The sequence below is a fragment of the Tunturiibacter lichenicola genome (assembly GCF_051013355.1).
Classification (GTDB): domain Bacteria; phylum Acidobacteriota; class Terriglobia; order Terriglobales; family Acidobacteriaceae; genus Edaphobacter; species Edaphobacter lichenicola_F.
Map to the genome: position 1 here is coordinate 1501506 of NZ_CP132944.1, position 21475 is coordinate 1522980.

Here is a 21475-nt window from a genome sequence, read left to right on the forward strand (position 1 = left end):
TCCTGATGAAAATGTGTACTGGAATAGGATGCAGCAGATAGAAAAAGGTGAGTGTGAAAATTCGTTTTTTGCTGATTTAGACGCTAACTGGAATCTGGCGCTTTTGCAGGTACATGCGTTGATCGGCCAGTCGGCGGAGTTGAACTTCGTCGGTAGTATCGTCCGGGTAGACAGCTACGCCGATGCTTCCTGTGACCGTAAGAGCATGGCCATTGATAGTTACAGGCTTGCGTAGAGCGTCAGAGATAAGCGCGACGCTGGCCTCAGCGATCAGCTCCGCCGGTTGATAGCGAGGCAAATCGGTAGCGATGATGATGAACTCGTCTCCCCCCAGACGGGCAAGCGTATCGGGCGCACGAATGGCAACGCGGAGGTTGTTTGAGATATGCTGCAGCACCTCGTCTCCGACCTCGTGGCCATGGGAGTCATTGATGAACTTGAAGCCGTCAAGGTCAAGCATCAAGAGAGCCGTACGAGTATTGTTGCGCTCAGACTGCTGAATGGCTGCGACCAGGCGGTCTTCAAAGAGGCGCCGGTTCGGCAGGCCGGTCAGGTGATCGTGAAACGCGTACCAAGCATTGCTGGAGACCTGATGTTCGAGCATCACCAGGAGCATCCCGATGGTGACCAGAAACTTCTGCATATCCCAGATCTGAGCGGCGATGTCGATATACTGCGGACGGTTGGTGATCCAGGAGTGGAAGAGAAAGACCAGCGCCCAGACGGTGAAGCCGAGGACGATCGCGACCTTGCCCAGGCTCTTGCTCGGCAGGCTGAGCTGGAAGACCACCGCGGTGCTTAGATAAAGGGCGAAGAGCGGAATATAAGCCGCATCCCGGTACATGCCATGGGAGGCAAAGTACCACCCCGAGCCCCAGACTGCTAGTTGTAAGGCGACAAGCCACCAGCCGCGACCCAACTTTGCACTACGCGCAAGAAGAAAGGGGCTGATAAGACCGAGAATCAGACCACAGGCGATGAAGACATGAAAGATCCCGGAAGTTCTAACGTCGAGGCCATACGTAGTAAGAACAGCGAAGATCGGTGGAGCGTTCAGCAGGAGATAGTAAAGGGTCGGTTTATGCGGATAAAGCGGCTTGGCCGCAGCCCACAGAAAGATGACGCCCGCAGCAAGGTACGCGTCCAACGCGACGATATGCGAGGGCAGGTGCCACTGGCCTTTCGGAGTGTAAAACGCGTGGGCGATGGCTTCGAGAAAGATGAAAAGCATACCGGTGATCCACAGATCTACCCGCTCCTGCGGATGCCGCTTGCGCAGGAAGTACAGAATCGTCAGGAGCACAGCCATTGCGGCGAGATCGGGAGTGAGTCGGTAGTTCATCTATCTTTCATGCGACCCGGTTGCCGGGCTTTGTGGTGCGTAAACAACATTTAGCTGGGAGTGAAGTGGTCAGTATCGAACATTATCGTTAACAGAGTGCGAATGGGAAGTATTTAGGCCTCGGAAAAGGGTCGCAGCTGCTTTTCGGTGGGCGGGCTGGTAAGCAGGCTTACGATGACCAGACAGAGGAGAGACGCCATCAGCGCTGGGAGAATCGCATCCCGTTCGCCGACAGCAGCAGGCAGGTGGGAGTGGATAAATACCGTATCCCAGAAGACCGTGACGACGGTTCCTACCGCGATGCTGGCGACGGCCCCGGCGGCCGTGGCGCGCTTCCAGTAGAAGGTCGCGAGAATGACCGGCGTGAGGGCAGCGCCGTAGATCGTGTAGGCGTAGAGGGACTTCTTGAGAACCGACTCGATATGGAGCGACTGATAGAGCGCCCAGAGCCCGAGCAGAACGACCATCAGGCGGGAGATGGCGAGCGTCTTCTTATGGGAGGCCTGCGGGTTGATATAGCGGAGATAGACGTCGTTGACTAGATTGGTCGATGGCGAGAAGAGCCAGTTGTTCGCGGTGGAGATGATCTTGGCGAAGATGGCTCCCATCAGCAGCGCTCCGAGCAGTCGCAGCGGGGCCGAGCCGTAGAAGCCATGCAGCCCGAGATAAGCGAGAATCTCGCGTGGGCGCTCGTGAACTTCGCCGGTAGAAAAAAGACTCGACCCGGTGACCGCGAGCGCAACGATGACGGTTTCAAGGATGACCGTTCCGATGATCCATCCAACAACCGCGCGCGTAGCATCCTTCTCCGATTTGGCAGAGAAAAACTTCTGATACATAGACTGATTGCCCAGCAGTAGAAGGCACGTAGGCAGGAAGAGTTCGAGGCCTTGAATGAAGGTGAGGTCGCCGAGTATCTGGAAGTGGGTTGCCGGAAGATTGGCGTGGATCGTCGACCATCCACCGGCATGACGAACAAGGATGGGTAGCGCGATAAGCATCGTAAAGGTGGCGAGCAGACCGATGGCAACGTCCATATAGGCGACCGAGGCCATGCCGGCAATCGCAGTGAAGATGATGACGAAGGCCGCGATGATGTACTTGCCGAGATCCGCGCTGATGAGGTCGGGGAATATCAGGTGGAGGATGTCACCTCCGCCGACGAACTGATAGCTGGTAACCGCCGTGTAGCAAAAAAGTATGGCGATAACGCCAAGAACCCGTGCAGCCTGGTTATATCGTGCTTCAAGCAGGTCGGGGATGGTGAACTGTGCGAACTTGCGCGCACGCGGGGCGATGAAATAGATGAGCAGTAGCCCAGCCCAGCCACCCCCGCCCTGCCACAGCGCAGCGAAGCCGTGTTTGTAGGCGTTCTCCGCACCACCAAGAAGCGAGCCCGAGCCAATCCAGCTCGACAGCAGCGTAAACACCAGCACAAACGCAGGCAGCGAACGTCCAGCGACGAGATAGTCAGCCTTGGTTTTGACCTTGCCAAGGCGCGTCAGGGAGACAGTCAGAAGCGTAAGGACAATGAGGCCGAGAACGATCGCGTAAAGATTCATGTTTGGGTCAAGTGTACTGTCTGGCGGCACTCTCTGGCATCGGCGGCGGCAATTCTAGATGCAAAGCCGCCAATGACAGAAAGTAATGACAGAAAGTAACGATCGCGCCTTACCAGACCTTGCAGGTTGGCGCATGCACCATCGGTTGACCGGCCTTGCAACTGAAGGCGCGCTGGAACTCCGGCAGGTTCGACACCACGCCGTTGATCCGGGCAGAGCCAGGTGAGTGTGGATTAGTAACTGCACTGACCCGCAAGTTCTCCGGTCGCTCGTTCTCGCAAGCCCACTGCGCCATTCCGACCCAGAAGCGCTGATCCGGAGTAAAGCCCTCAACATTTGCGAGCTGCTGTCCGGCGGTCTGCTTCTTCCATGCGATGTAGGCGAGCAACGTCCCACCCAGGTCGGCAACGTCTTCACCGCTGGTCAGCTTGGAGTTGATGTGAATGTCGTCGACGACGATGAACTGAGCATACTGATCGCGAACACAGTTGATGCGGTCTTCAAACCCCTTCGCGTCGGCAGGCGTCCACCAGTCGCGTAGATTGCCCTTCGCGTCGAACTGCCGCCCTTCATCGTCAAAGGCGTGTGTCAGTTCGTGGCCGATAGTCGCGCCGGTGTTACCGTAGTTCGGCGCGTCATCGATCTTCGGATCGTACAGCGGCGGCTGTAGAACGCCAGCCGGAAAGTTGATGTCGTTCATCTGCGGGTTGAAGTACGCGTTCACCGTCGGCGGCGTCATTCCCCACTCGTTCAGGTCCACCGGCTTTCCGAGCTTATGCCACTCACGCGCGTCTTCGAAACGACCAGCTCGTCTTGCATTGCCAAAGTAGTCGTCAGGCTTCACATCGAGCGCGGTGTAATCGCGCCATTGATCGGGGTAGCCGATCTTGTTGCGAATCATGTGCAACTTGCGAAGCGCCTCCTGCTTGGTCTCCGGGCTCATCCAGTCGAGATTCTCAATCTCGTGCTGCATCGCAGTCTCGATCTGCTCGGTCATCTGCTGTGTCTTGGCTTTGGTGTCTGCGCTGAAGGTGCGTTTCACAAACTCCTGCCCGAGCGCTTCGCCAAGATTGCGATCGACCGCGCGAGTGCAGGTCTTCCAGCGCGGCGGCATCGCAGGAACGCCACGCAGCGTCTTCGAATAAAAGTCGAAGTAAGCCTGTTCGAAGGGATGCGCCAACAAAGGTGCAGCCGCGTTCAGGAAGTGAAAACGCAGATAAGCTCGCAGCGCCTCGACGGGCTCGGTCGTAAGCTCAGCCTGAACCGCCTTCATGAACTCGGGCTGCGAAACGTTGAGCTTTGCAACACCGGGCGCGCCCTGAATCTCGAAGTAGTTGGGCCAATCGAAAGCGGGAGCTATCTTACCTAGCTCGCCAACCGTCATCATATGGTAGGTGTTGTGCGGATCGCGCCGCTCCACGCGCGTGAGCGAGGCTTTGGCAAGCGCCGTCTCAATGCGAAGGATCACATCCGCGTCAGACTTGGCCCGGTCAGCCGGTTCACCGCTCATCGTTAACAGTTGCTGCACGTACGCAACATACTGTTGCCGCAGCGTTACGCTCTTCGCGTCATCCTTCAGGTAATAGTCACGGTCAGGCAGACCGAGACCACCCGCCTCAACTTCAACGATCATCACGGAAGAATCAACTGCGTCCTGGTCGGTGCCCGAGCCGAAGAAGTAATTACCCGCGTAGTCGTGGTGCAAGTGACTGATCGCTGCAATCAACTCTGGCCGCGTCTTCAGCGTTTCGATGCGCGCAAGCTCGGGCTGTACCGGTTTGTCACCCAGCGCATCGATGGCTGTTGTGTTCATGCAGGCGGCAAAGTAGTCACCGACCTTCTGCTGCACTGGGGTGCGATCCTTCGCCTTGGCATCAGTCTCCAGAATCCCCCACAGAAACTGCGCGTTCTCATTGCCAAGCTTCGCGTAGACACTCCACCCCGACTGGTCGGCGGGGATCGGGTTGTTCTTCTGCCAGCCGCCGCAACTGAACTTGTAGAAGTCCACGCACGGGTCGACCGAGCGATCGAGGTTGGTGACATCGAGCGACGGCGAATAGGGCATCGACTGGATCGGTTGTGCGGCAGGTTGTTGCGCGGCGGGTTGTTGCGCGCCAAGATGAAGTGCAGTGAGTAGTGCGGCAGCCGCGAGGGCAACCGGAAGCTTCGCAGACATGAATTCTCCTGTGTGCATAATCCTACCCGCAAAGACCGTTACAGAGGCAACCCCAAACCGACGATTAAGCCGAACTATCGCAGCGGGGGGTAGACTGCTTCTGTTACGAAAAAACAGGTAACGGAGAAGATCAAACGATGAGTGGTTTCAGGATGAGGTGTGCCGCTGCGGCTTTGGCTGTAGCGGTCGGTAGTTCAATGGCTGGCGCCCAGAGTGCGCCGATTACCTTGAGCGTGGATCTGACGGACGCTCCCCGCAAGATTCTTCACGCAACTGAGGTAATGCCGGTAACCGCCGGACCCCTGACCGTGGTCTATCCGAAGTGGATCCCCGGTGAGCACGGACCAACCGGGCCAATCGAAAACATGACCGGCTTCTTCATCACTGCCAACGGGCAGCCAGTGCAGTGGGAGCGCGATAAGGTCGACATGTTCGCCTATCACGTGACGGTGCCGCAGGGCGTCACGCAACTCGAGATGAAGATCGACTTTCTCGCCTCCTCAGCGCTCACTGGATTCTCCGCGGGCGGCTCGACCAGCGAGAACCTCGCGCTCCTGAGCTGGAACACTCTGCTGGTCTACCCAGCAGATACCGACGCGAGCCAGGTCATGTTCACCCCGTCGATAAAGCTGCCTGACGGTTGGAAGTTTGGCACCGCGCTCGATAAAGATGGCGGGACCGGTCAAACGACGACGTTCAAGACGGTAAGCCTCGAACAACTGATCGATTCCCCCGTCCTTGCAGGCCGCTACTTCCGCGAGGTTGCGCTGGCTCCCGAGATCACGCCGAAGCACTACCTCGATATGGCAGCCGACGGTCCCGAGGAGGTCGAGCTATCGAAGGAGCACATCGCACAGTTCGACAAACTCGTACGAGAGACTGGCGCTCTCTACAAAAGCCGGCACTATGGCTCGTATCACTTCCTCGTCACTCTTAGCGATGAAGTAGCGCACTTCGGCCTCGAGCACCATCAGTCCAGCGACGATCGCGTGACTGCAAATACATTCACCGATGACCGCGAATTTGTTCTGGATGGCCTGCTGTTGCCGCATGAATTCACTCATAGCTGGAACGGCAAATACCGCCGCCCCGCCGGACTCGCGACCAGCAATTATCAGAAACCGATGGAAGGTGAACTTCTTTGGGTGTATGAAGGCTTGACCGAATACCTCGGCGATGTGCTGGCGGCACGCTGCGGTATCTGGACGCCCGACCAGTACAAGCAGAGGCTCTCCACCATCGCCGCAACCTACGACAACCGCCCCGGACGCACCTGGCGCAACGTGCAGGACACAGCCACGGCGGCGCAGATCCTCTATGACGCCGGCGGTGGATGGGACAACTGGCGGCTCAACGTGGACTACTACGACGAGGGCGAGCTGATCTGGCTCGACGTTGATACGACCATCCGCAAACTGACCAACGGCAGGAAGACGCTGGACGACTTCGTCGCGAAGTTTCACGGCCTCGGCGGCGATACAGGGCCAAAGGTTGTGCCCTATACCTTTGACGACGTCGTCGCAGGCTTGAACGGCGTCGTTGCGAATGACTGGGCCACCTTCCTGCGTTCGCGGGTGGACTCGCATGCGTATCAGGCGCCACTAGGCGGCCTCGAAAACGGTGGCTACAAGCTCACCTACACCGACAAGCCAAACTCCTGGAGCGAGTTGGTGAATCTCCAGCGCGGAAGCTTTGACTTCTGGTATTCCCTCGGCCTGCATGTGGACAAACCCGGTATGATCTCTGACGTTTTGAAGGGCGGCATCTCGGACAAGGGCGGCGTCGGTCCCGGCATGCAGATTATTGCCGTAAACGGACGCGCCTATACCCCGGATGTGCTCAAGGCGGCGGTACACAATTCGAAGGGTTCAGGGCCTGCGGTGGCGCTGATCGTCGAGAACACCGGCTACTACAAGATCATCAAGCTGGACTATCACGACGGCGAGCGTTACCCGCAACTGGAGCGAGTCGCAAGCGTGCCAGACAGGCTGGACGACATCCTGAAGCCCGAAGCGAAGTAGCATTTTAAGAAGTACTGGTTGGAGTCGTCGAAGCAGCCGCTGAAGTCAGGTCGCTCTGCTCGATTGAGAGCAGCAGCTTGGCCGCAGCGGCGGCTTCTATTTCGCTGTTGATCTCCGCCCCCACCAACAGCATCAAGCCAGTGAGATAAAACCACGTAAGAAGGATAATGACCGCTCCCAGCGAGCCATACGTGACCGTGTAGTTATCAAACACATGGACATAGATGCGGAGACCAACAGAGGCCAGCAACCAGCCGATAATGCCGATCACCGCCCCGGGAGTAATCCAATGCCAGTTACTACGTTTGACGTCCGGCGCGAAGTAATAGATCACGGCGAAGAAGAGCGAGAGTAGCGTGACGGCGATGAGCCACGCGAGAATGCGGACCGTGACGGCTACCGCCGCCGCTAAAAAGTGGTGGTAAATGCGCAGGTATGCGAGGCGGGCAAAGAAATCTCCGCCAAGCATCGACGCCAGAATGAGCGTGAACAAGACCATGAGGATGACGGTTACGCCGATGGCCGAAAACCGGGCGGCCAGGTAAGAGCGCGTCTCCTTCACCTTATAAACAACGTTGAGCGAGTCCTGAATAGCGGAAAACCCGACCGATGCGGACCAAATCGCCGCAGCAAGGCCAAAAGTCAGCTTCCCGCTGGTGGCCACGGCTGTGGTCTGGTTGAAGGTCTCAAGAACAGTGCCCATTGCGTCGTGAGGAATCACCACTGAGAGATATCCGAGCAGCGAGTAGTAGATCTTTGAAGCAGAGCGTGCGGCGAGGCCGAGCAGAGCAGTTGCCGTAAAGAGGGTTGGAAACAGGGCAAAGATAAAGAAAAAGCCTAGTTCTCCAGCTCGGCCTACGAGGTTGTCGTCAAGCAGGGAGCGCCATGTGCGCTTCGCGATGACACTCGCAGGGGTTCCCTCAAGATTCCAAAGCGAGCGAAGCGGAGATCGTGAGACCAAATCCCAGATACGCCGCTGTCGCTGCGGGAGGATGGGACCATCGAGGATGGGGTCGACGGAGGAGATGGTGACACTCCCTTTCGACTACGCTTTCGTCTCACGCCTCACTATGACAAGCCTTCGTTCGGGAGGTCTATAGCTACGTAGATGCGAGCCCACATCAGTCGGTGGTCGCATAGAAGATTTTTTGCACCGCCCTGTGGTGCATAATAACGCGATTAAGCATCTATTTATTGGTGAGATGAATGCAAAGAACCTGGCGGGGAAGACCGTTTGCAGTAAGAAAGATGGAGCAACTCTGGCGCTTGGTGCGCGAAAGCCACGAAATGCCGATGAGCGGGACGTCCCGGCCGGTGGAGCTACTGAGGGCCGATGAACTTGGGGTGACATTCATCGGGCATTCGTCATTTTTCCTGCAGGTAAATGGGCGAAAGGTCCTGGTTGATCCGGTTTTTTCGAAACGCCTGATTGTATTGCGGCGTCAAAGACGGCCAGGCACCGTAGTGGACCAGTTGCCGGCGATCGACATGGTGCTGCTGACCCATGCTCACATGGACCATCTGGATATGGCTTCTCTACGAAGCGTCATCCGCGCCACACGCCGGCTGACAGGACGAACGCCCGAAGTCATCGTTCCGCGCGGGGTCGAGGATCTCGTAGAACGGTTAGGATTTTCGCAGGTGCACGGCCTCTCGTGGTGGGAGCAGATCGAAGTCCAGGGTCTGAAGGTCACGATGACTCCCTGCAAGCACTGGGGCGCGCGGATGTTTCGCGATACGCACCGCGGCTACGGCGGCTATGTTGTAGAAGGCGATGGCCAATCCGTCTACCACTCCGGCGATACAGCATACTTCGACGGCTTTCACGAGATCGGGAAACGCCTCAAACCGGAGGTGGCGTTACTGCCGATCGGAGCGTACTTTCCGGACAGCTATAGATCAGTTCATACGAGCCCGGAAGAGGCCGTACGCGCCTTTGTTGAGCTGGGCGCACAGAAGATGGTGCCGATGCACTACGGAACCTTTCGTCTGGGCCGCGAGCCCATGGAAGAGCCTGTACAACGGCTCGAAGCTGAGGCAATTCGCCTCGGAATTAAAGATCGGATAAAAATTCTGGAAGAGGGCGAGACCATGCACCTTTCTCCGGAGCTCAGCATCCCATGACCTATGACTACTTCAACCGCAGTAAACGCAAAGGCAAGTGGGACGTTTGTGATTGGCGGTGATCTGACCGTCAACCGAATGGGATATGGGGCAATGCGGATCACCGGAGACGGGATCTGGGGAGAGCCCAAGGACATTGATGGCGCAAAGAAAGTCCTGCGCCGTGCAGTAGAGGCAGGCGTCAACTTTATCGATACGGCTGACGCCTATGGCCCTGATGTCAGCGAGCGGCTGATTGGTGAAGCCCTGGCGCCTTATGCCAAGGGTGTTGTGATTGCGACCAAAGGAGGTCTCACACGACAAGGGCCAAACGAGTGGCTACCCGTTGGCCGTCCTGAGTATCTCAATCAACAAGTGGAAATGAGCTTGCGACGGCTCAAGGTAGAACGGATCGATCTCTGGCAGTTGCATCGCATCGATCCAAAAGTTCCAGTGGAAGACTCTCTCGGCGTCATCAAAAAACTGCAGGAGCAGGGCAAGATTCGCCACGTCGGCTTAAGCGAGGTGAAGCCGAAGGAGATCGATCGGGCGCGTAAGGTCATCGATATCGTAAGCGTACAAAACCAGTACAACCTCAGCGACCGTCAGCATGAAGACGTCGTTGATTACTGCACGAAACACAACATCGCCTTCATTCCATGGTTCCCCGTAGCTTCCGGCAAACTGGCGAAGCCAGGCGGCAAACTCGATACAGCGGCGAAGACTCACAACACAACCGTCTCTCAGTTATCGTTGGCGTGGCTGCTGCAGCGGTCTCCCGTACTTCTGCCAATTCCGGGCACCACTTCGGTGGAGCATCTGGAAGAAAACATCGCGGCAGCAGACGTAAAGTTGTCGGCTGACGAATGGAAGGCGATCGAACACTCAGCAAAATAAAATCATTGGAACAGTTTCACAAGAAGGGCCGCCACGCCGCGGCCCTTCTTTGCGTTTGATCGAATGATCGCTCTTGCAAGCAGACGATTCAGCTCTTTGGTGAGTTCATATCCAGAGCCTTCGTAGTGAGGGCGCCGGCTGGATCATCCTGTGCATTCCAACCGGGCAGCTCCTGCGAGCCTGTAATCAAGCGGGCGCCATCGCTGAAGGTCAGGTACGTCCACGCCCACTGACGGAAGACCGAGAGACGATTGCGAAAGCCGATAAGAAAGAAGATGTGGACCACAAGCCACGTCATCCAGGCAGGAAAACCGCTCCAGTGGGCCTTGAACGGCCATTCGATCTTCGCCACGGCCGCCTTGCGACCGATGGTGGCCATGTCCCCTTTATCAAAGTAGCGAAACTGTTCGTCCCTGCCGCTGCCGTCGCTTCCCAGCGTAGTCGCGACCAGCCGCCCGATACGCTTGGCAGCATAGCGTCCCATCTGCATCGCAGGCTGCGCAACACCGGGAACCTGCTTGCCATCCTGCTCGAAGTGCGCAAGATCGCCGCATATGAATATCTCAGGGTGACCCGGCGGATTGAGATGGCCATCGACAACGACCGCGCCTCTCTTGTCGGTTGCAACGCCAAGCAGCTTGCCAAGCGGCGAAGCTTGCACACCTGCGGCCCACAAAGTGACGACCGCATCGATGCGCTCATCGCCAACCATGACGTGGCCGGGTTGCACGTCGCTCACATGTGCGCCGGTACGAACTTTCACGCCGAGCTCATCAAGCTGTTCGAGCGCCTTTCGCTGAAGATCTTCGGGGTACGAACTAAGGATATTGGGACCGCCCTCCAAAATGAGAACCTGCGCCATGGAGGGGTCGATGTGACGGAAGTCGCGCGTCATATAGAGCCGCGCGATGTCGCTGATAGCGCCTGCAAGCTCGACACCGGTGGGGCCGCCGCCGATGATCACAAAGTTGAGCGCCGGATGAGTTCCCTTCTCCATCATCTGCCGCTCGGCAAGCTCGAACGCCAGCAACACGCGTCGACGAATCTCGGTTGCATCCTCCACCGTCTTGAGACCGGGAGCAAGTTTGGCCCACTCGTCTCTGCCGAAGTAGGAGTGCGTAGAACCGGTCGCAATAATTAGGTAGTCGTACTCAAGCTGAACGCCGGTTTTAAGCTGTACGCGCTGCAGCGGGAGGTCGAAGCCGACGGCCTCATCCATGAGAACGTCAACATTAGGATGGTCTCGCACCAGCGCTCGAATGGGCTGTGCGATATCGGCCGGAGACAATACCGCCAGCGCCACCTGGTAGAGCAGAGGCTGGAAGAGGTGATAATTTCTGCGGTCCACCAAGGTCACATCGACCGGCAGCTTGCCCAGCGCCATCACCGCGTTGACGCCGCCGAACCCACCACCGAGAATCACGACGCGCTTGCGTGCTGGCACCCTTCGAGCTACCGCTTGTGCTGCCATCGTTCAGGCTCCTCTAGTCAATGAGTCTTAGACCGAATTGCGCAATATGCCTTTTATTTGATGCCGACTGAGAACAATTGGCCTTTCCGAACTTCGCTCTACAAGGTTTAACAAAAGGTTCGACGATTTTATCCCGATCAGGTTACAGAAAAACGTTAGCGCGCCAAAAAGAAGCTAGGGCTGCTCTTGCAGCGTGAGCGAGAGAAAGCCTTGAGTCCCGGTGGCGGCAGCGAGGTTAGTCGTCCCTGCGCTACCGGAAATCTGCTGTGGAACCACACTCAGAAGTCCGTTCACATCAGAGACGAGCGCAACCTGCGACGACGCGAGAACCGGTGGCACAGGGCAACGTCCCCTGTCCGGACAGGCAGGCTGCCACGCATCGACTGTCTGGTCGATCTGAACGACTGCTCCGGCTACCGGATGAGAGGCCGTATCGGTAACGCGCAACACGACAGGAGCGAACACACCTCCAACAGCGATATCCTGATTGGCCCCACTCACTACGACCAGTCGGAGATTGGATGGATCGACACCCTCCACGGTGAAGTTAGCGCATATCGTGGTCCACGCGCAGCCTGCGAGCAGGGCCTCGACTCCAGACGCGAGCGGGCCGACGGTAGCCGTGGTCTGTGCGATGCCTCCGGGGCTAACCAGTGACTGAGCAGGAGAGACAGCAATCGGCCCGGAGTCAACCTGCCACGCGACGAGAAGCCCCGCAGTCGAAGCAAAGTTGTCACTCACGTTGACCTGCGGCGTCCAAACAACCGTCGCTCCGGCGGCGACGTACTCTACTGCCTGCACTGCGGCCACCGCCTGAGTCCGAACCGCAGCAGTAAATGTGGCCACAACAGTTCCATCGACGCCGGTAGCCTGCAGCGTAGTAGTGCCAAGGGTCTGCGGAGTGACCACGGTCGAAGCGATGCCGTTCGCATCGGTGGTAAGGGTGCACGTAGACACTCCGCAGACGGAAAACTGGACGGTCCCGCTCGTTGTGCTGAACGTAACAGCCTCACCAACGACTGGAGTGACGCCATCGGCACTCAAAACTTTCACCGCAAACGGTACCGCCGCAGGCTGCCCCACGGCCGTCAGGCCGGCCGGTGCGCTGATCAAGCTGAACGTCGCTGCCGGCGCCGCATAACTGAGTGACTGAGTCATAACGGTCGTGCCGCCGGTCGATAGGTCCATGACCGCAACATCAGCGGTCAACGCCGTACTCGAGCCGAGCGCCTGAAGCGAAGGCGCTGTTGCCACAACGGTATTGTCAGTCCAACTCAACACCGTTGCGTCGACACCATTGACGGTAACGGCGTTGCCGGTGCGGAATCCCATCCCTGAGATCGTTATCATGCCGCCCGAAGCGCCGATGGCAGCGGGGCTAACGCTATCCGCATAAAGTACGCGAGCCTGGTAGTCGAAGTCAGGTCGACCGTCGCCACGCTGATCCGCAATCGCAATTCGTAACTGATCCGGTTGCGTAAACGATGCCCCGAGCGTGGTCATTCCGGTATCTTCACCGTTGAAGGGCTGTCCCGCGGCCGCAACTCCAGGTAACGAGCCGAGCGTGTCCGTCGCGTTCCATATACCGATCACCGGCATTGCCTTGGCGTATGTTGCAAACCCCTGCTCGTCCTCCGCGGTCACTTCAACGGTGAGAGAGCGGTTGCCTTTGACGGCAAGCGATGACCACGCCGAGTGGCCATAACCGCACAGCAGACCCGACCACCATCCCTGCGAAGCGACCGCCACCGGCGCCGCTGCCGTCCCATCCGAGCCCGTATTGCAGCTGCTTGCAGCGCCATCAGTAGATATGCCAACGAAGCCCTGGGTGTAGCTCGAGTAGAGACCCTCGGGGTCCACTGGATCAGATCCCGACGGTTCAACCGTACCGGCTACATACGGCCCCACCGCATCTTGGCCCGTGTACAACGGATTGATCGGCTCCGTCTCAAGCACGATCACCTGCCAGCTACCAGGAAGCATCGGTATACGCTGAAGATTGAAGTACCCCTCGAACTCCGCATCTTCTGTTCCTTCACTTCCCATCAGCGATGTATCCTGCCCCGTAACCGGGTTGCCATTGGACTGACGAAAGAGTGCTCCGGAGACCGACGACGCGGTATACCAGTCTTCGACATCAGAGACCGGCGTGAACTGCTGCCAGCGACGCCCGACCACATTGACGCCCTGCATCCCCTGGCCATTCGGAAACGAAAGCAAGCCGGAGATCTCACTTGCGTTCAGCAGCGTATCCATCTTGCTACCCGTAGCCTGCCCGTGATTGATCGTATAAAGCTGGCCAAGCGCGGAAAGATCATCGAAGCGAAGTGTGAAAGGCTGTTGCAGACATAAGTACGTGTACGGACCGCACAGAATATCGATCGGATGCATGATCGGCCAATGCAGATCTTGATTCGCGGTAGGCGGTGGGCTTGTTGTGAAGACATTATCGTTGGTCTGCGACCACCCCAGGCCGAGGACTCGTCCAAACGCGCGCATCAACTGATATTGCAGTTGAAGTTGTTGCTGCGGCGCCGGTCCCGTACAGCGGCCATTCATAATCAGAATTGCATGCTGGATAAAGCCCGCCGGAACGATGGAGTCAACGCTTTCGGTGACACCACTCTGCAGGCAGCCACTCGGATCGCTGGCCCCGTTCCCGAGCAGCAGATCCGTAATCGACCCATCGCTGTCGTAAATAACGGCGATCTGCTTGGCGAGATAGTTGCTGCTCTGCACGTCAGCCGGAAAGATAGGCCCATTGGAGCCGAGAAATGCGTTCGCCCCGCTGACATGCTCGTTCAGTGTGCCTCCCTGCGCGAGCACTAGGCTTGCCGTGGGCACATTCCACACCGCGGCAGCCGCAGCAACAATCGCGTCTGCTGCTGCATGGTTCACCGTCGCGCTGAGATCACCCGGATCCGTAAAGTAAAGAGGCTGATTCGTGTACCAGACCACCGGAGTTCCCGACTGCGTGAAGAACGGTGGCCCGGTAACCCATCGCGGGCCGCCTGCCCACAACGCCGTCGCCGTCACCGACCAGCAGAGCAGTGCAAGAGCCGCCCGAAACCATCGGAGGACTCGAACCCGGTTCGCGCTGCTAAGGTGCAACATTCAACGCCTTCTGCCACGTCGTCAATAAGCCGAGGACCACATCGACCGAGGCCTCCTGGTCAGGGACCGAAGCATCATTGGGACTGGCGTTGCCAAGCGCCATCACGATCGGAGCTACGCTTCTCGTCCCCGGCACAACCGCATAAGCATGCGACTGTTCACGAACCGAGTTCGCCTTTGGCGCCGGTCCAGTGCGATACGAAACGGTCCGAGGCACTTTCACCCCGAGCCAGCGCAGATCGACGTACGGCAACGCAGGCGCTGAGGATGTAGCCGACATCGGAGTCGCCGTCGAACCCTGCCGAATCGGAATCGCCCCATCGATGCCGTCAACCGGAGAGCTCATTCCACCGGCGCTGGGTGCGTGCAGAAGCATCAGCAGCCGCTGCCCCACGCGGTAGCGCTGGTTCCCCGCAACCCAGAGACCACCCCACTCACGCAGAGTGTAGGGCGTGCCCGCAGCGCAGCCGCGAATGGCCTGATCGACGCGAAACTCGACCTCGACAACTCCAGCGGCCTCGCCTCCGGTCTGGTGACGCCGCACCGCCAGCACCTGCCCCATGAAAATAACGTCGGCCCGGTCGGACATCCGATGCAGAACATCCGTGACTGTCTGGGGACTGGCCGGGACGCTGGTCTCGGAGGTCTCAGAGATCTCAGAGATCTGAGAGGTCTGGGAGATCTGAGAACCAGCCTCTGAGCTTGCAAAAGACGCCGCCTGGCCATAGCCCAAAACCACGAGTAGCAAGCCCGCAGAGGCTCCGCGAAACCAACGGGAAGTTCGCAAGATCCGACACATTTCGCCCCTCCGTCCTCTTCCTCTTCTTCTTCGTCAGAAGAGTCACGGTACGAAAGGGTGACCTATTTCGAAACATTAGCTTGCCAAAACGCTCGCGCCGTATCTCAATCAGCCGATATCTAGATCTCCGGATAGAAATCGAAGAAGGCATCGATGCTCATCCGCAGCTGTGCCTCGATTTGTTCGCGGCTGCCCTCCAGCACATGCAGCGTCACATGGGCCTCGTTGCCGTTCTTCAGGGTTACCGGCGCCTCGCCGACCGATGCGATCTCATCCGCGGGTAAAAGCCTCATTCCATACACTAACGTCAGGTTTGCCATAGCCTCAATTGTTTCACCAAACCCGCCGAAAACCGCCGGTTTGCATCTTTTTCGTTCGTGGCGCATTTACACTATGAGAGCTAATATGCCCGACAACATTACGCACGACGTTGTAATCCTCGGTTCCGGCTGCGCCGGACTCACCGCTGCCATCTACACTGGACGCGCCAACCTCAAGCCCTTGGTCCTCGAAGGCCACGAGCCCGGTGGCCAGCTCTCCATCACCACCCTGGTTGAAAACTTCCCCGGCTGGCCCGAAGGCGTGCAAGGTCCCGACCTCATTGAGAACATGAAGAAGCAGTCCGTCCGCTTCGGCGCCGAGCTGCGCCTGGCCCACCTCAGCTCCATCGATCTCACCAAGCGGCCCTTCTCGCTCAACCTCGGCAAGGAGACCATCCACACCCGCTCGCTGATCATCGCCTCAGGCGCCAGCGCACGTTGGCTGAACCTCCCGTCCGAACAAGCCCTCATCGGCCACGGCGTCACCTCCTGCGCCACCTGCGACGGCTTCTTCGCCTCCGGCAAAGAGATCGCAGTCATCGGCGGCGGCGACACCGCCATGGAAGAGGCCCTCTTCCTCACGCGCTTCGCCACCAAGGTCACCATCATCAATCGCAGCGAGAAGTTCCGCGCCTCCAAGATCATGCTCGACCGCGCCATAGCTCACCCCAAGGTCCGCTTCCTCTCCAGCACCATCGTCGAAGAGGTCATCGGCGTAGAAGAGAAGGACGTCAAGGGCCTCCGCGTCAAAAATCAGGTCTCCGGGGAGCAGTACGTTCTGCCCGTCGCCTTCATGTTCCTCGCCATCGGCCACATCCCCAACGCAATGGCCTTCAAGGATTTGATCGACGTAGACGCCGACGGCTACATCAAGACTCGCAACAACGTCTTCACCACTCTCAACGGCGAAATTATCCCCGGCGTCTTCGCCTGCGGAGACATTCAGGACCGCCGCTACCGCCAGGCCATCACCGCCGCTGGCTCAGGCTGCATGGCCGCACTCGAGGTAGAAAAGTACCTCGAAGAGCACGGCCGCTAAGCCCGACAATGGACAGGCCGGTGCTCCAAACCCCGCGCCTGTCCTTACGCCCGCTGCAACTCGCCGACGCCATCCAGGTACAGCCCCTCTTCGCCCAGTGGGAGATAGTAAAGCAGCTTAACAACAAGGTCCCGTGGCCATTTCCCGACGACGGAGTCCATACGTTCTACCGTGACGTCGCCCTCCCAGCAGTCGAACGAGGCGATGAGTTCTACTGGATGCTCCGCTTGAAAGATGATCTTCAACAAAAGATCATCGGCTGCATCCACGTCGTACTTAACGCCGAAGATAATCGCGGTTTCTGGATCGCGCGCGAGTGGCAGGGACGAGGCCTCATGACCGAAGCCGTAGCCGAGGTCACACGGTTCTGGTTCGAAGATCTCGAACAACCCGTACTTCGCGTCAAAAAGGCCCGAGATAACGCAGCCTCAAGAGCCATCTCCCTCCGTCAAGGCATGCGCCGCATAGCCGAAGTCGAAGCCGACTACGTCTCAGGCCGCCTTCCATCCGAGCAATGGGAGCTGACCGCCGAAGACTGGCGCGCTCGCCGTTGACCTCGCACACAACTCTCCTCACTTCCAACAACACCCTCATCAAACAAGAGCGATCCCTTGCGCCGGACCGCCGCGTCCACTAAAGTTTTGCCTGACAGGTACAGAACTGATGACCCCTCGCTTCGCCCGCACCACCCTCTTAGCCATCCTCCTAGTCTGTACCGCAGCGGCCCGCTCTTCCGCCCAAGCCAAGCCACAAAGCCAGCCACAGCCCATCACCTCCGTCCCCATCATCTTCGTCCACGGCAACGGCGACGACGCCGCCAAGTGGATCGGCATCATCTGGCTCTTCGAGTCGAACAACTACCCACCCGACAAGCTCTTCTCCATCCGCTTCACTCATCCCAACGCACGCGCCAACGACACCGTCGAAGAGGAGAACCGCTCCTCCACCACCGACGTCACCGCCGAGCTCAGCGCCTTCGTCACCCGCGTCCTCATCCAAACCCACAGCACCAAAGTCGCTCTCATCGGCAGCAGCCGCGGCGGCATGACCATCCGCAACTACCTCCTCCACGGAGGCAGCAGCACCGTCGCCTTCGCAATCACCTGCGGCACACCGAATCATGGCGTACTAGCCATGGACACCAACCTCGACGGCGAGTTCAACGGCAAAGGCCGCTACCTCCAGTCGCTCAACCACGGCTATACCGACAACTCCGAAGTACCCCCCGGCGTAAAGATGATGACCCTACGCAGCGACAAGCTCGACAAGTACGCTCAGCCCAGCGGCATCGCCTTCGGCAAACCCGAAACCGCCACCGGCGTCACCTACGAAGGCCCCGCGCTCGCCGGAGCCACCAACATCGTCCTCCCCAACCTCGACCACCGCGAACTCGCCTTCTACCCATCCGCCTTCGCCGAGATGTACAAGTTCATCACCGGCGTCGCACCCACCACCACCCAGGTCACGCCGATCCCTTCTCCAACCATCTCCGGCCTCATCACCGGCTTCGAGAACGGCACCTTCACCAACCTCCCCATCGCCGGAGCTCACCTCCGCATCTACCCAGTTGGCACCACCGAATCCACCACGCCAGCCTACGAAGTTGTCACCAAAGCCGACGGCAAGTGGGGACCATTTCAGGCCTCCTCCACGCAGGAGTACGACTTCGACCTCGAATACCAAGGCCGTCACATCCGCTTCTACAAAGCTCCCATCCCCCGCTCAACCACCCTGCTTAATCTGCGCCTTCTACCTGTCCCGGCAAAGCCGAAAGATGAAGCGAATAAAACCGCCTCCGCCACTCCATCACAAAGCGAGCTCTTCATCGATCGTCCCCAGGGCTACTTCTCCCGCGAACGCGACGCTGTCCTGATCGACAACAAAATCGCCATCGACGAACCGAGCGGTCTCCCACTCGAAGACTCTTTTCTCGCACACCTCGCAACACCACCCACACAACTCGTCGCCGTAACGCTGCGCAAAGAGACCATCGCGGCCCGCCCCTCAGCCGACCTAGCAACCGATCTCCCAGTCGTCGACTTCCTCTGGTAACGGCCCTCGTCAACGCATGTTCTTCGCCCGACGACTAACCTTCGCAACCCCTCCAGTCGGAGCCAGAAGAGCCGTGACGGCAGCATGAGCATTGTTCAAAATGGAACGCGCTGCAGCTTTATCTGGTGCGATGTTCGCAACCATCACAGCCCCGGTCATCATGCTCACCACTCCGCTCGCAGCCGCAAGAGCGTCGTCCCTCCCCAAATCCATAAGACGATCTGCAAGAAGCTTCACCACCCGCTGATAGCCATCAATCGCAACAGCACGCACCTGCGCCTCACAGTGACCTAACTCTGCGCCAATCGTCGCCAGCGGACAGCGAAAGTTGTTCGCCTCCACCTGCGTCTGGTTCAAATACAACCAAACGATCCTATCCAGCGCCTCGGCTGCCGACATACCTGCTGTCTGCATCTCAAACATCGCCAGCAGACGATCGAACGCAGCTTTGTTCGCCTCAGCAATAAGCTGTTCCTTCGACTCAAAGTGCCGATAAAATCCGCCCGGCGTCAGCCCCACGGCGGACATGATGTCGCGCATCCCCACCGCCTCGAGTCCCTTCGCCAGAAACATCTTCGAAGCAGTCGAGACGATCCGTTCCCTCGTCTCTGCCGCTTCACTACGAGACCTGCGCATACTTTCTACCTCTCAAAAAAACCTGCATCTTTTAGATGACAACTGTTCTCTAAAGGTTCAGATGGACGAACAACACCCATCAAGCAGCCTAACCGCTGCAAAGGAGATGTGATGAGCGAATCAAAGATCTTAGTAACCGGAGCAACCGGGAAAACCGGCAAAGATACCGTCAAGTTCCTCCTCGAGCGTGGTCAAGCCGTACGCGCAATGGTGCGAACCAACGACGATCGTTCCGAAGCACTCCGCAAGCAGGGCGCCGAGATCGTCCTCGGAGATCTCCGCAACTTCGAGTCCGTCCGCGCCGCACTCGAAGGCACTCGCAGCGCCTACTTCGTCTTCCCCATCCAGCCCGGCATCCTTGAAGCCACTGCATACTTTGCCCAGGCAGCCAAAGAAGCAGGCGTCCAGGCCGTCGTAAACATGTCGCAGGCATCAGCCCGCCGCGAAGCAACCAGTCACGCCGCCCAAAATCACTGGCTCTCCGAAAGAGTCTTTGACTGGTCCGGCGTCCCCACCGTCCACCTCCGCTCCACGCTCTTCTCTGAGTGGGTCTTATACTGGCGCGGCTTCATCAAAGCGGCAGGCATTCTTCCGCTGCCCTTCACCAAAGGCCGCGTAGCTCTCGTCGCCGCCGAAGATCAGGCTCGCGTCATCGCCAACATCCTCATCGCACCCGCAGAGCACGTCGGAAAAACCTACCCACTCGTCGGCGCCAAAGAGTACACCTTCCCCGAGATAGCTGAAGAGATCTCCCATGTCATCGGAAAGCCGGTTCGCTATCAAGTGACCGACGCTCCGGCGTTTGCAAAACTCGCAAAGGAGAACGGCATAGACCTCGGAGACTTCTTCTGGCAGCATCTCGGCGAGATCGCCATCGACTTCCAGAACGGAATCTTCGCCGGCACCAACGACCTCGTCGAAAAAATCGGCGGCCAGCCACCCATCAGCCTGCCTGCCTTCATCGCAAAGCACCGCGCCGAGTTTGACTAACCAGAAGCGGCTGGACAAAGCCGCTTTCCCGCTGTCATTCCGCAGCCCAGCTTCTTTGTTGTCATTCCGCAGCCCAGCTTCTTTGTTGTCATTCCGCAGCCCAGCTTCTTTGTTGTCATTCCGTAGCCCAGCTTTTTTGTTGTCATTCCGCAGCCCAGCTTCTTTGTTGTCATTCCGTAGCCCAGCTTTTTTGTTGTCATTCCGTAGCGCAGCGGAGGAATCTGCTTTTTGCCGCCGCCCCCGCAAAAATCACCTTCAACCACCAACTCTGACCCCACCATCGGAGGAACACAAATGAAGAAGTTAGCCCGCACGATCGCACTCTCTCTCCTGCTCATCCCCATCGCATTGGAAGCGCAGACGCCGAAATCCTCTCCTCTCCCGCCCACCCCCACAAACAGAGTCCTGGCCATTGGCAAGTTCAACGCACCTCCCACGCCTGACCAGTTCAAGCTCCTCGCCTCGCAAGAGGTCCCTGACACCCTGCGCCTCTACCTCGCAGGCAAGATCGACCAGTGGTACTCCATACAAAATGACAACGGCGTCGTCTTCATCATCAACGCGTCCTCCGTCGAAGAAGCTCACACCATGCTCGAAGCTCTACCCCTCGGCCAGGCAAAGCTGATGACATTCCAACTAATCCCTCTCGGCCCCCTCAGCCCGCTGGCTCTTCTCCTCCCAAAACCAGACAAACCAGCCCAGTAATCAACTGGTCACTTTGCTATGTCTGCACTATTGTTTTCATCCCGTAGCGATCCGCGGTCGCAGTCGTCCTCTCCCAAACCCAAAAAATCTGTCATCTTGACGGAAGGGACGGACAGTCTTATCGTCTGTCGCGCAGTGGACCCCCGTATTTCGCCTTTGCCGCCACCCCGCAGGATCCACGGTTGATCTTGCGGTTGCTCGGCGATCAAGGACGTAAATCCCCTCGTTCGACACTCCATCTTTAGTCA

General features: G+C 58.3%; 18 protein-coding genes. 8 read left to right on the forward strand and 10 right to left on the reverse strand.

Annotated elements, in window-relative coordinates; genetic code table 11:
• Window positions 1-76 precede the first annotated feature (76 nt).
• The 3 genes from RBB82_RS06515 to RBB82_RS06525 all read right to left on the reverse strand — a co-directional run bounded on the left by RBB82_RS06515 (window position 77) and on the right by RBB82_RS06525 (window position 5080).
• A complete protein-coding gene (locus tag RBB82_RS06515; RefSeq protein ID WP_433974305.1) occupies window positions 77-1342 on the reverse strand; it encodes a diguanylate cyclase domain-containing protein in 1266 nt (421 codons plus the stop codon).
• A gap of 113 nt (window positions 1343-1455) precedes the next feature.
• Entirely contained in the window at window positions 1456-2904 is a 1449-nt protein-coding gene (locus RBB82_RS06520; RefSeq protein ID WP_433974307.1) for a sodium:solute symporter family protein, read from the reverse strand.
• Window positions 2905-3013: 109 nt separating this feature from the next.
• Window positions 3014-5080: a M13 family metallopeptidase gene (locus RBB82_RS06525; RefSeq protein ID WP_433974308.1), complete on the reverse strand. Its 2067-nt coding sequence runs from the start codon at window positions 5078-5080 to the stop codon at window positions 3014-3016.
• Between the two features lie 137 nt (window positions 5081-5217).
• Here RBB82_RS06525 and RBB82_RS06530 point away from each other — a divergent pair, with 137 nt between their 5' ends.
• Window positions 5218-7101, forward strand: a complete 1884-nt coding sequence (locus tag RBB82_RS06530; protein ID WP_433974309.1) for a M61 family metallopeptidase — start codon at window positions 5218-5220, stop codon at window positions 7099-7101.
• Between the two features lie 4 nt (window positions 7102-7105).
• On the opposite strand, the gene RBB82_RS06535 is transcribed toward RBB82_RS06530, so the two are convergent.
• A complete protein-coding gene (locus tag RBB82_RS06535; protein WP_433974310.1) occupies window positions 7106-8062 on the reverse strand; it encodes a YihY/virulence factor BrkB family protein in 957 nt (318 codons plus the stop codon).
• A 332-nt stretch (window positions 8063-8394) separates the two neighbouring features.
• On the opposite strand from RBB82_RS06535, the gene RBB82_RS06540 reads away from it, so the two are divergent.
• Together RBB82_RS06540 and RBB82_RS06545 are read left to right on the forward strand one after the other, a co-directional pair.
• Entirely contained in the window at window positions 8395-9225 is an 831-nt protein-coding gene (locus tag RBB82_RS06540; RefSeq protein ID WP_433974311.1) for an MBL fold metallo-hydrolase, read from the forward strand.
• A gap of 3 nt (window positions 9226-9228) precedes the next feature.
• Window positions 9229-10101 (forward strand): aldo/keto reductase, encoded by an 873-nt coding sequence (locus tag RBB82_RS06545; RefSeq protein ID WP_433974312.1) that lies wholly within the window; start codon window positions 9229-9231, stop codon window positions 10099-10101.
• Window positions 10102-10189: 88 nt separating this feature from the next.
• On the opposite strand, the gene RBB82_RS06550 is transcribed toward RBB82_RS06545, so the two are convergent.
• The 4 genes from RBB82_RS06550 to RBB82_RS06565 form a co-directional block, all read right to left on the reverse strand.
• On the reverse strand, window positions 10190-11572 hold the full coding sequence (locus RBB82_RS06550) for an NAD(P)/FAD-dependent oxidoreductase (protein WP_433974313.1): 1383 nt from the start codon (window positions 11570-11572) through the stop codon (window positions 10190-10192).
• Window positions 11573-11746: 174 nt separating this feature from the next.
• Entirely contained in the window at window positions 11747-14686 is a 2940-nt protein-coding gene (locus RBB82_RS06555) for an IPT/TIG domain-containing protein (protein WP_433974314.1), read from the reverse strand.
• Window positions 14673-15434 (reverse strand): hypothetical protein, encoded by a 762-nt coding sequence (locus RBB82_RS06560; RefSeq protein ID WP_433974315.1) that lies wholly within the window; start codon window positions 15432-15434, stop codon window positions 14673-14675. The genes RBB82_RS06555 and RBB82_RS06560 overlap by 14 nt, the downstream gene beginning before the upstream one ends.
• A gap of 170 nt (window positions 15435-15604) precedes the next feature.
• Window positions 15605-15805 (reverse strand): allantoinase, encoded by a 201-nt coding sequence (locus RBB82_RS06565; RefSeq protein ID WP_179639480.1) that lies wholly within the window; start codon window positions 15803-15805, stop codon window positions 15605-15607.
• 85 nt (window positions 15806-15890) lie between these two features.
• Here RBB82_RS06565 and trxB point away from each other — a divergent pair, with 85 nt between their 5' ends.
• The 3 genes from trxB to RBB82_RS06580 all read left to right on the forward strand — a co-directional run bounded on the left by trxB (window position 15891) and on the right by RBB82_RS06580 (window position 18896).
• Window positions 15891-16844 (forward strand): thioredoxin-disulfide reductase, encoded by a 954-nt coding sequence (trxB, locus tag RBB82_RS06570; protein ID WP_433974317.1) that lies wholly within the window; start codon window positions 15891-15893, stop codon window positions 16842-16844.
• A gap of 20 nt (window positions 16845-16864) precedes the next feature.
• On the forward strand, window positions 16865-17398 hold the full coding sequence (locus RBB82_RS06575; protein WP_433974318.1) for a GNAT family N-acetyltransferase: 534 nt from the start codon (window positions 16865-16867) through the stop codon (window positions 17396-17398).
• A 109-nt stretch (window positions 17399-17507) separates the two neighbouring features.
• Window positions 17508-18896: a lipase gene (locus tag RBB82_RS06580; RefSeq protein WP_433974319.1), complete on the forward strand. Its 1389-nt coding sequence runs from the start codon at window positions 17508-17510 to the stop codon at window positions 18894-18896.
• A 9-nt stretch (window positions 18897-18905) separates the two neighbouring features.
• Here RBB82_RS06580 and RBB82_RS06585 read toward each other — a convergent pair whose 3' ends face one another.
• A complete protein-coding gene (locus RBB82_RS06585; protein ID WP_433974320.1) occupies window positions 18906-19532 on the reverse strand; it encodes a TetR/AcrR family transcriptional regulator in 627 nt (208 codons plus the stop codon).
• A gap of 111 nt (window positions 19533-19643) precedes the next feature.
• Between RBB82_RS06585 and RBB82_RS06590 the strand changes: the two genes are divergently transcribed.
• Window positions 19644-20522 carry an NmrA family NAD(P)-binding protein gene (locus tag RBB82_RS06590; protein WP_433974321.1) on the forward strand — a complete coding sequence of 293 codons (879 nt, stop codon included), beginning with the start codon at window positions 19644-19646 and terminating at the stop codon, window positions 20520-20522.
• Here RBB82_RS06590 and RBB82_RS06595 read toward each other — a convergent pair.
• Window positions 20519-20836 (reverse strand): hypothetical protein, encoded by a 318-nt coding sequence (locus tag RBB82_RS06595; protein WP_433974322.1) that lies wholly within the window; start codon window positions 20834-20836, stop codon window positions 20519-20521. The genes RBB82_RS06590 and RBB82_RS06595 overlap by 4 nt on opposite strands.
• On the opposite strand from RBB82_RS06595, the gene RBB82_RS06600 reads away from it, so the two are divergent.
• A complete protein-coding gene (locus RBB82_RS06600; protein WP_433974323.1) occupies window positions 20817-21227 on the forward strand; it encodes a hypothetical protein in 411 nt (136 codons plus the stop codon). The two genes, RBB82_RS06595 and RBB82_RS06600, sit on opposite strands and share 20 nt — an antisense overlap.
• Window positions 21228-21475 lie beyond the last annotated feature (248 nt).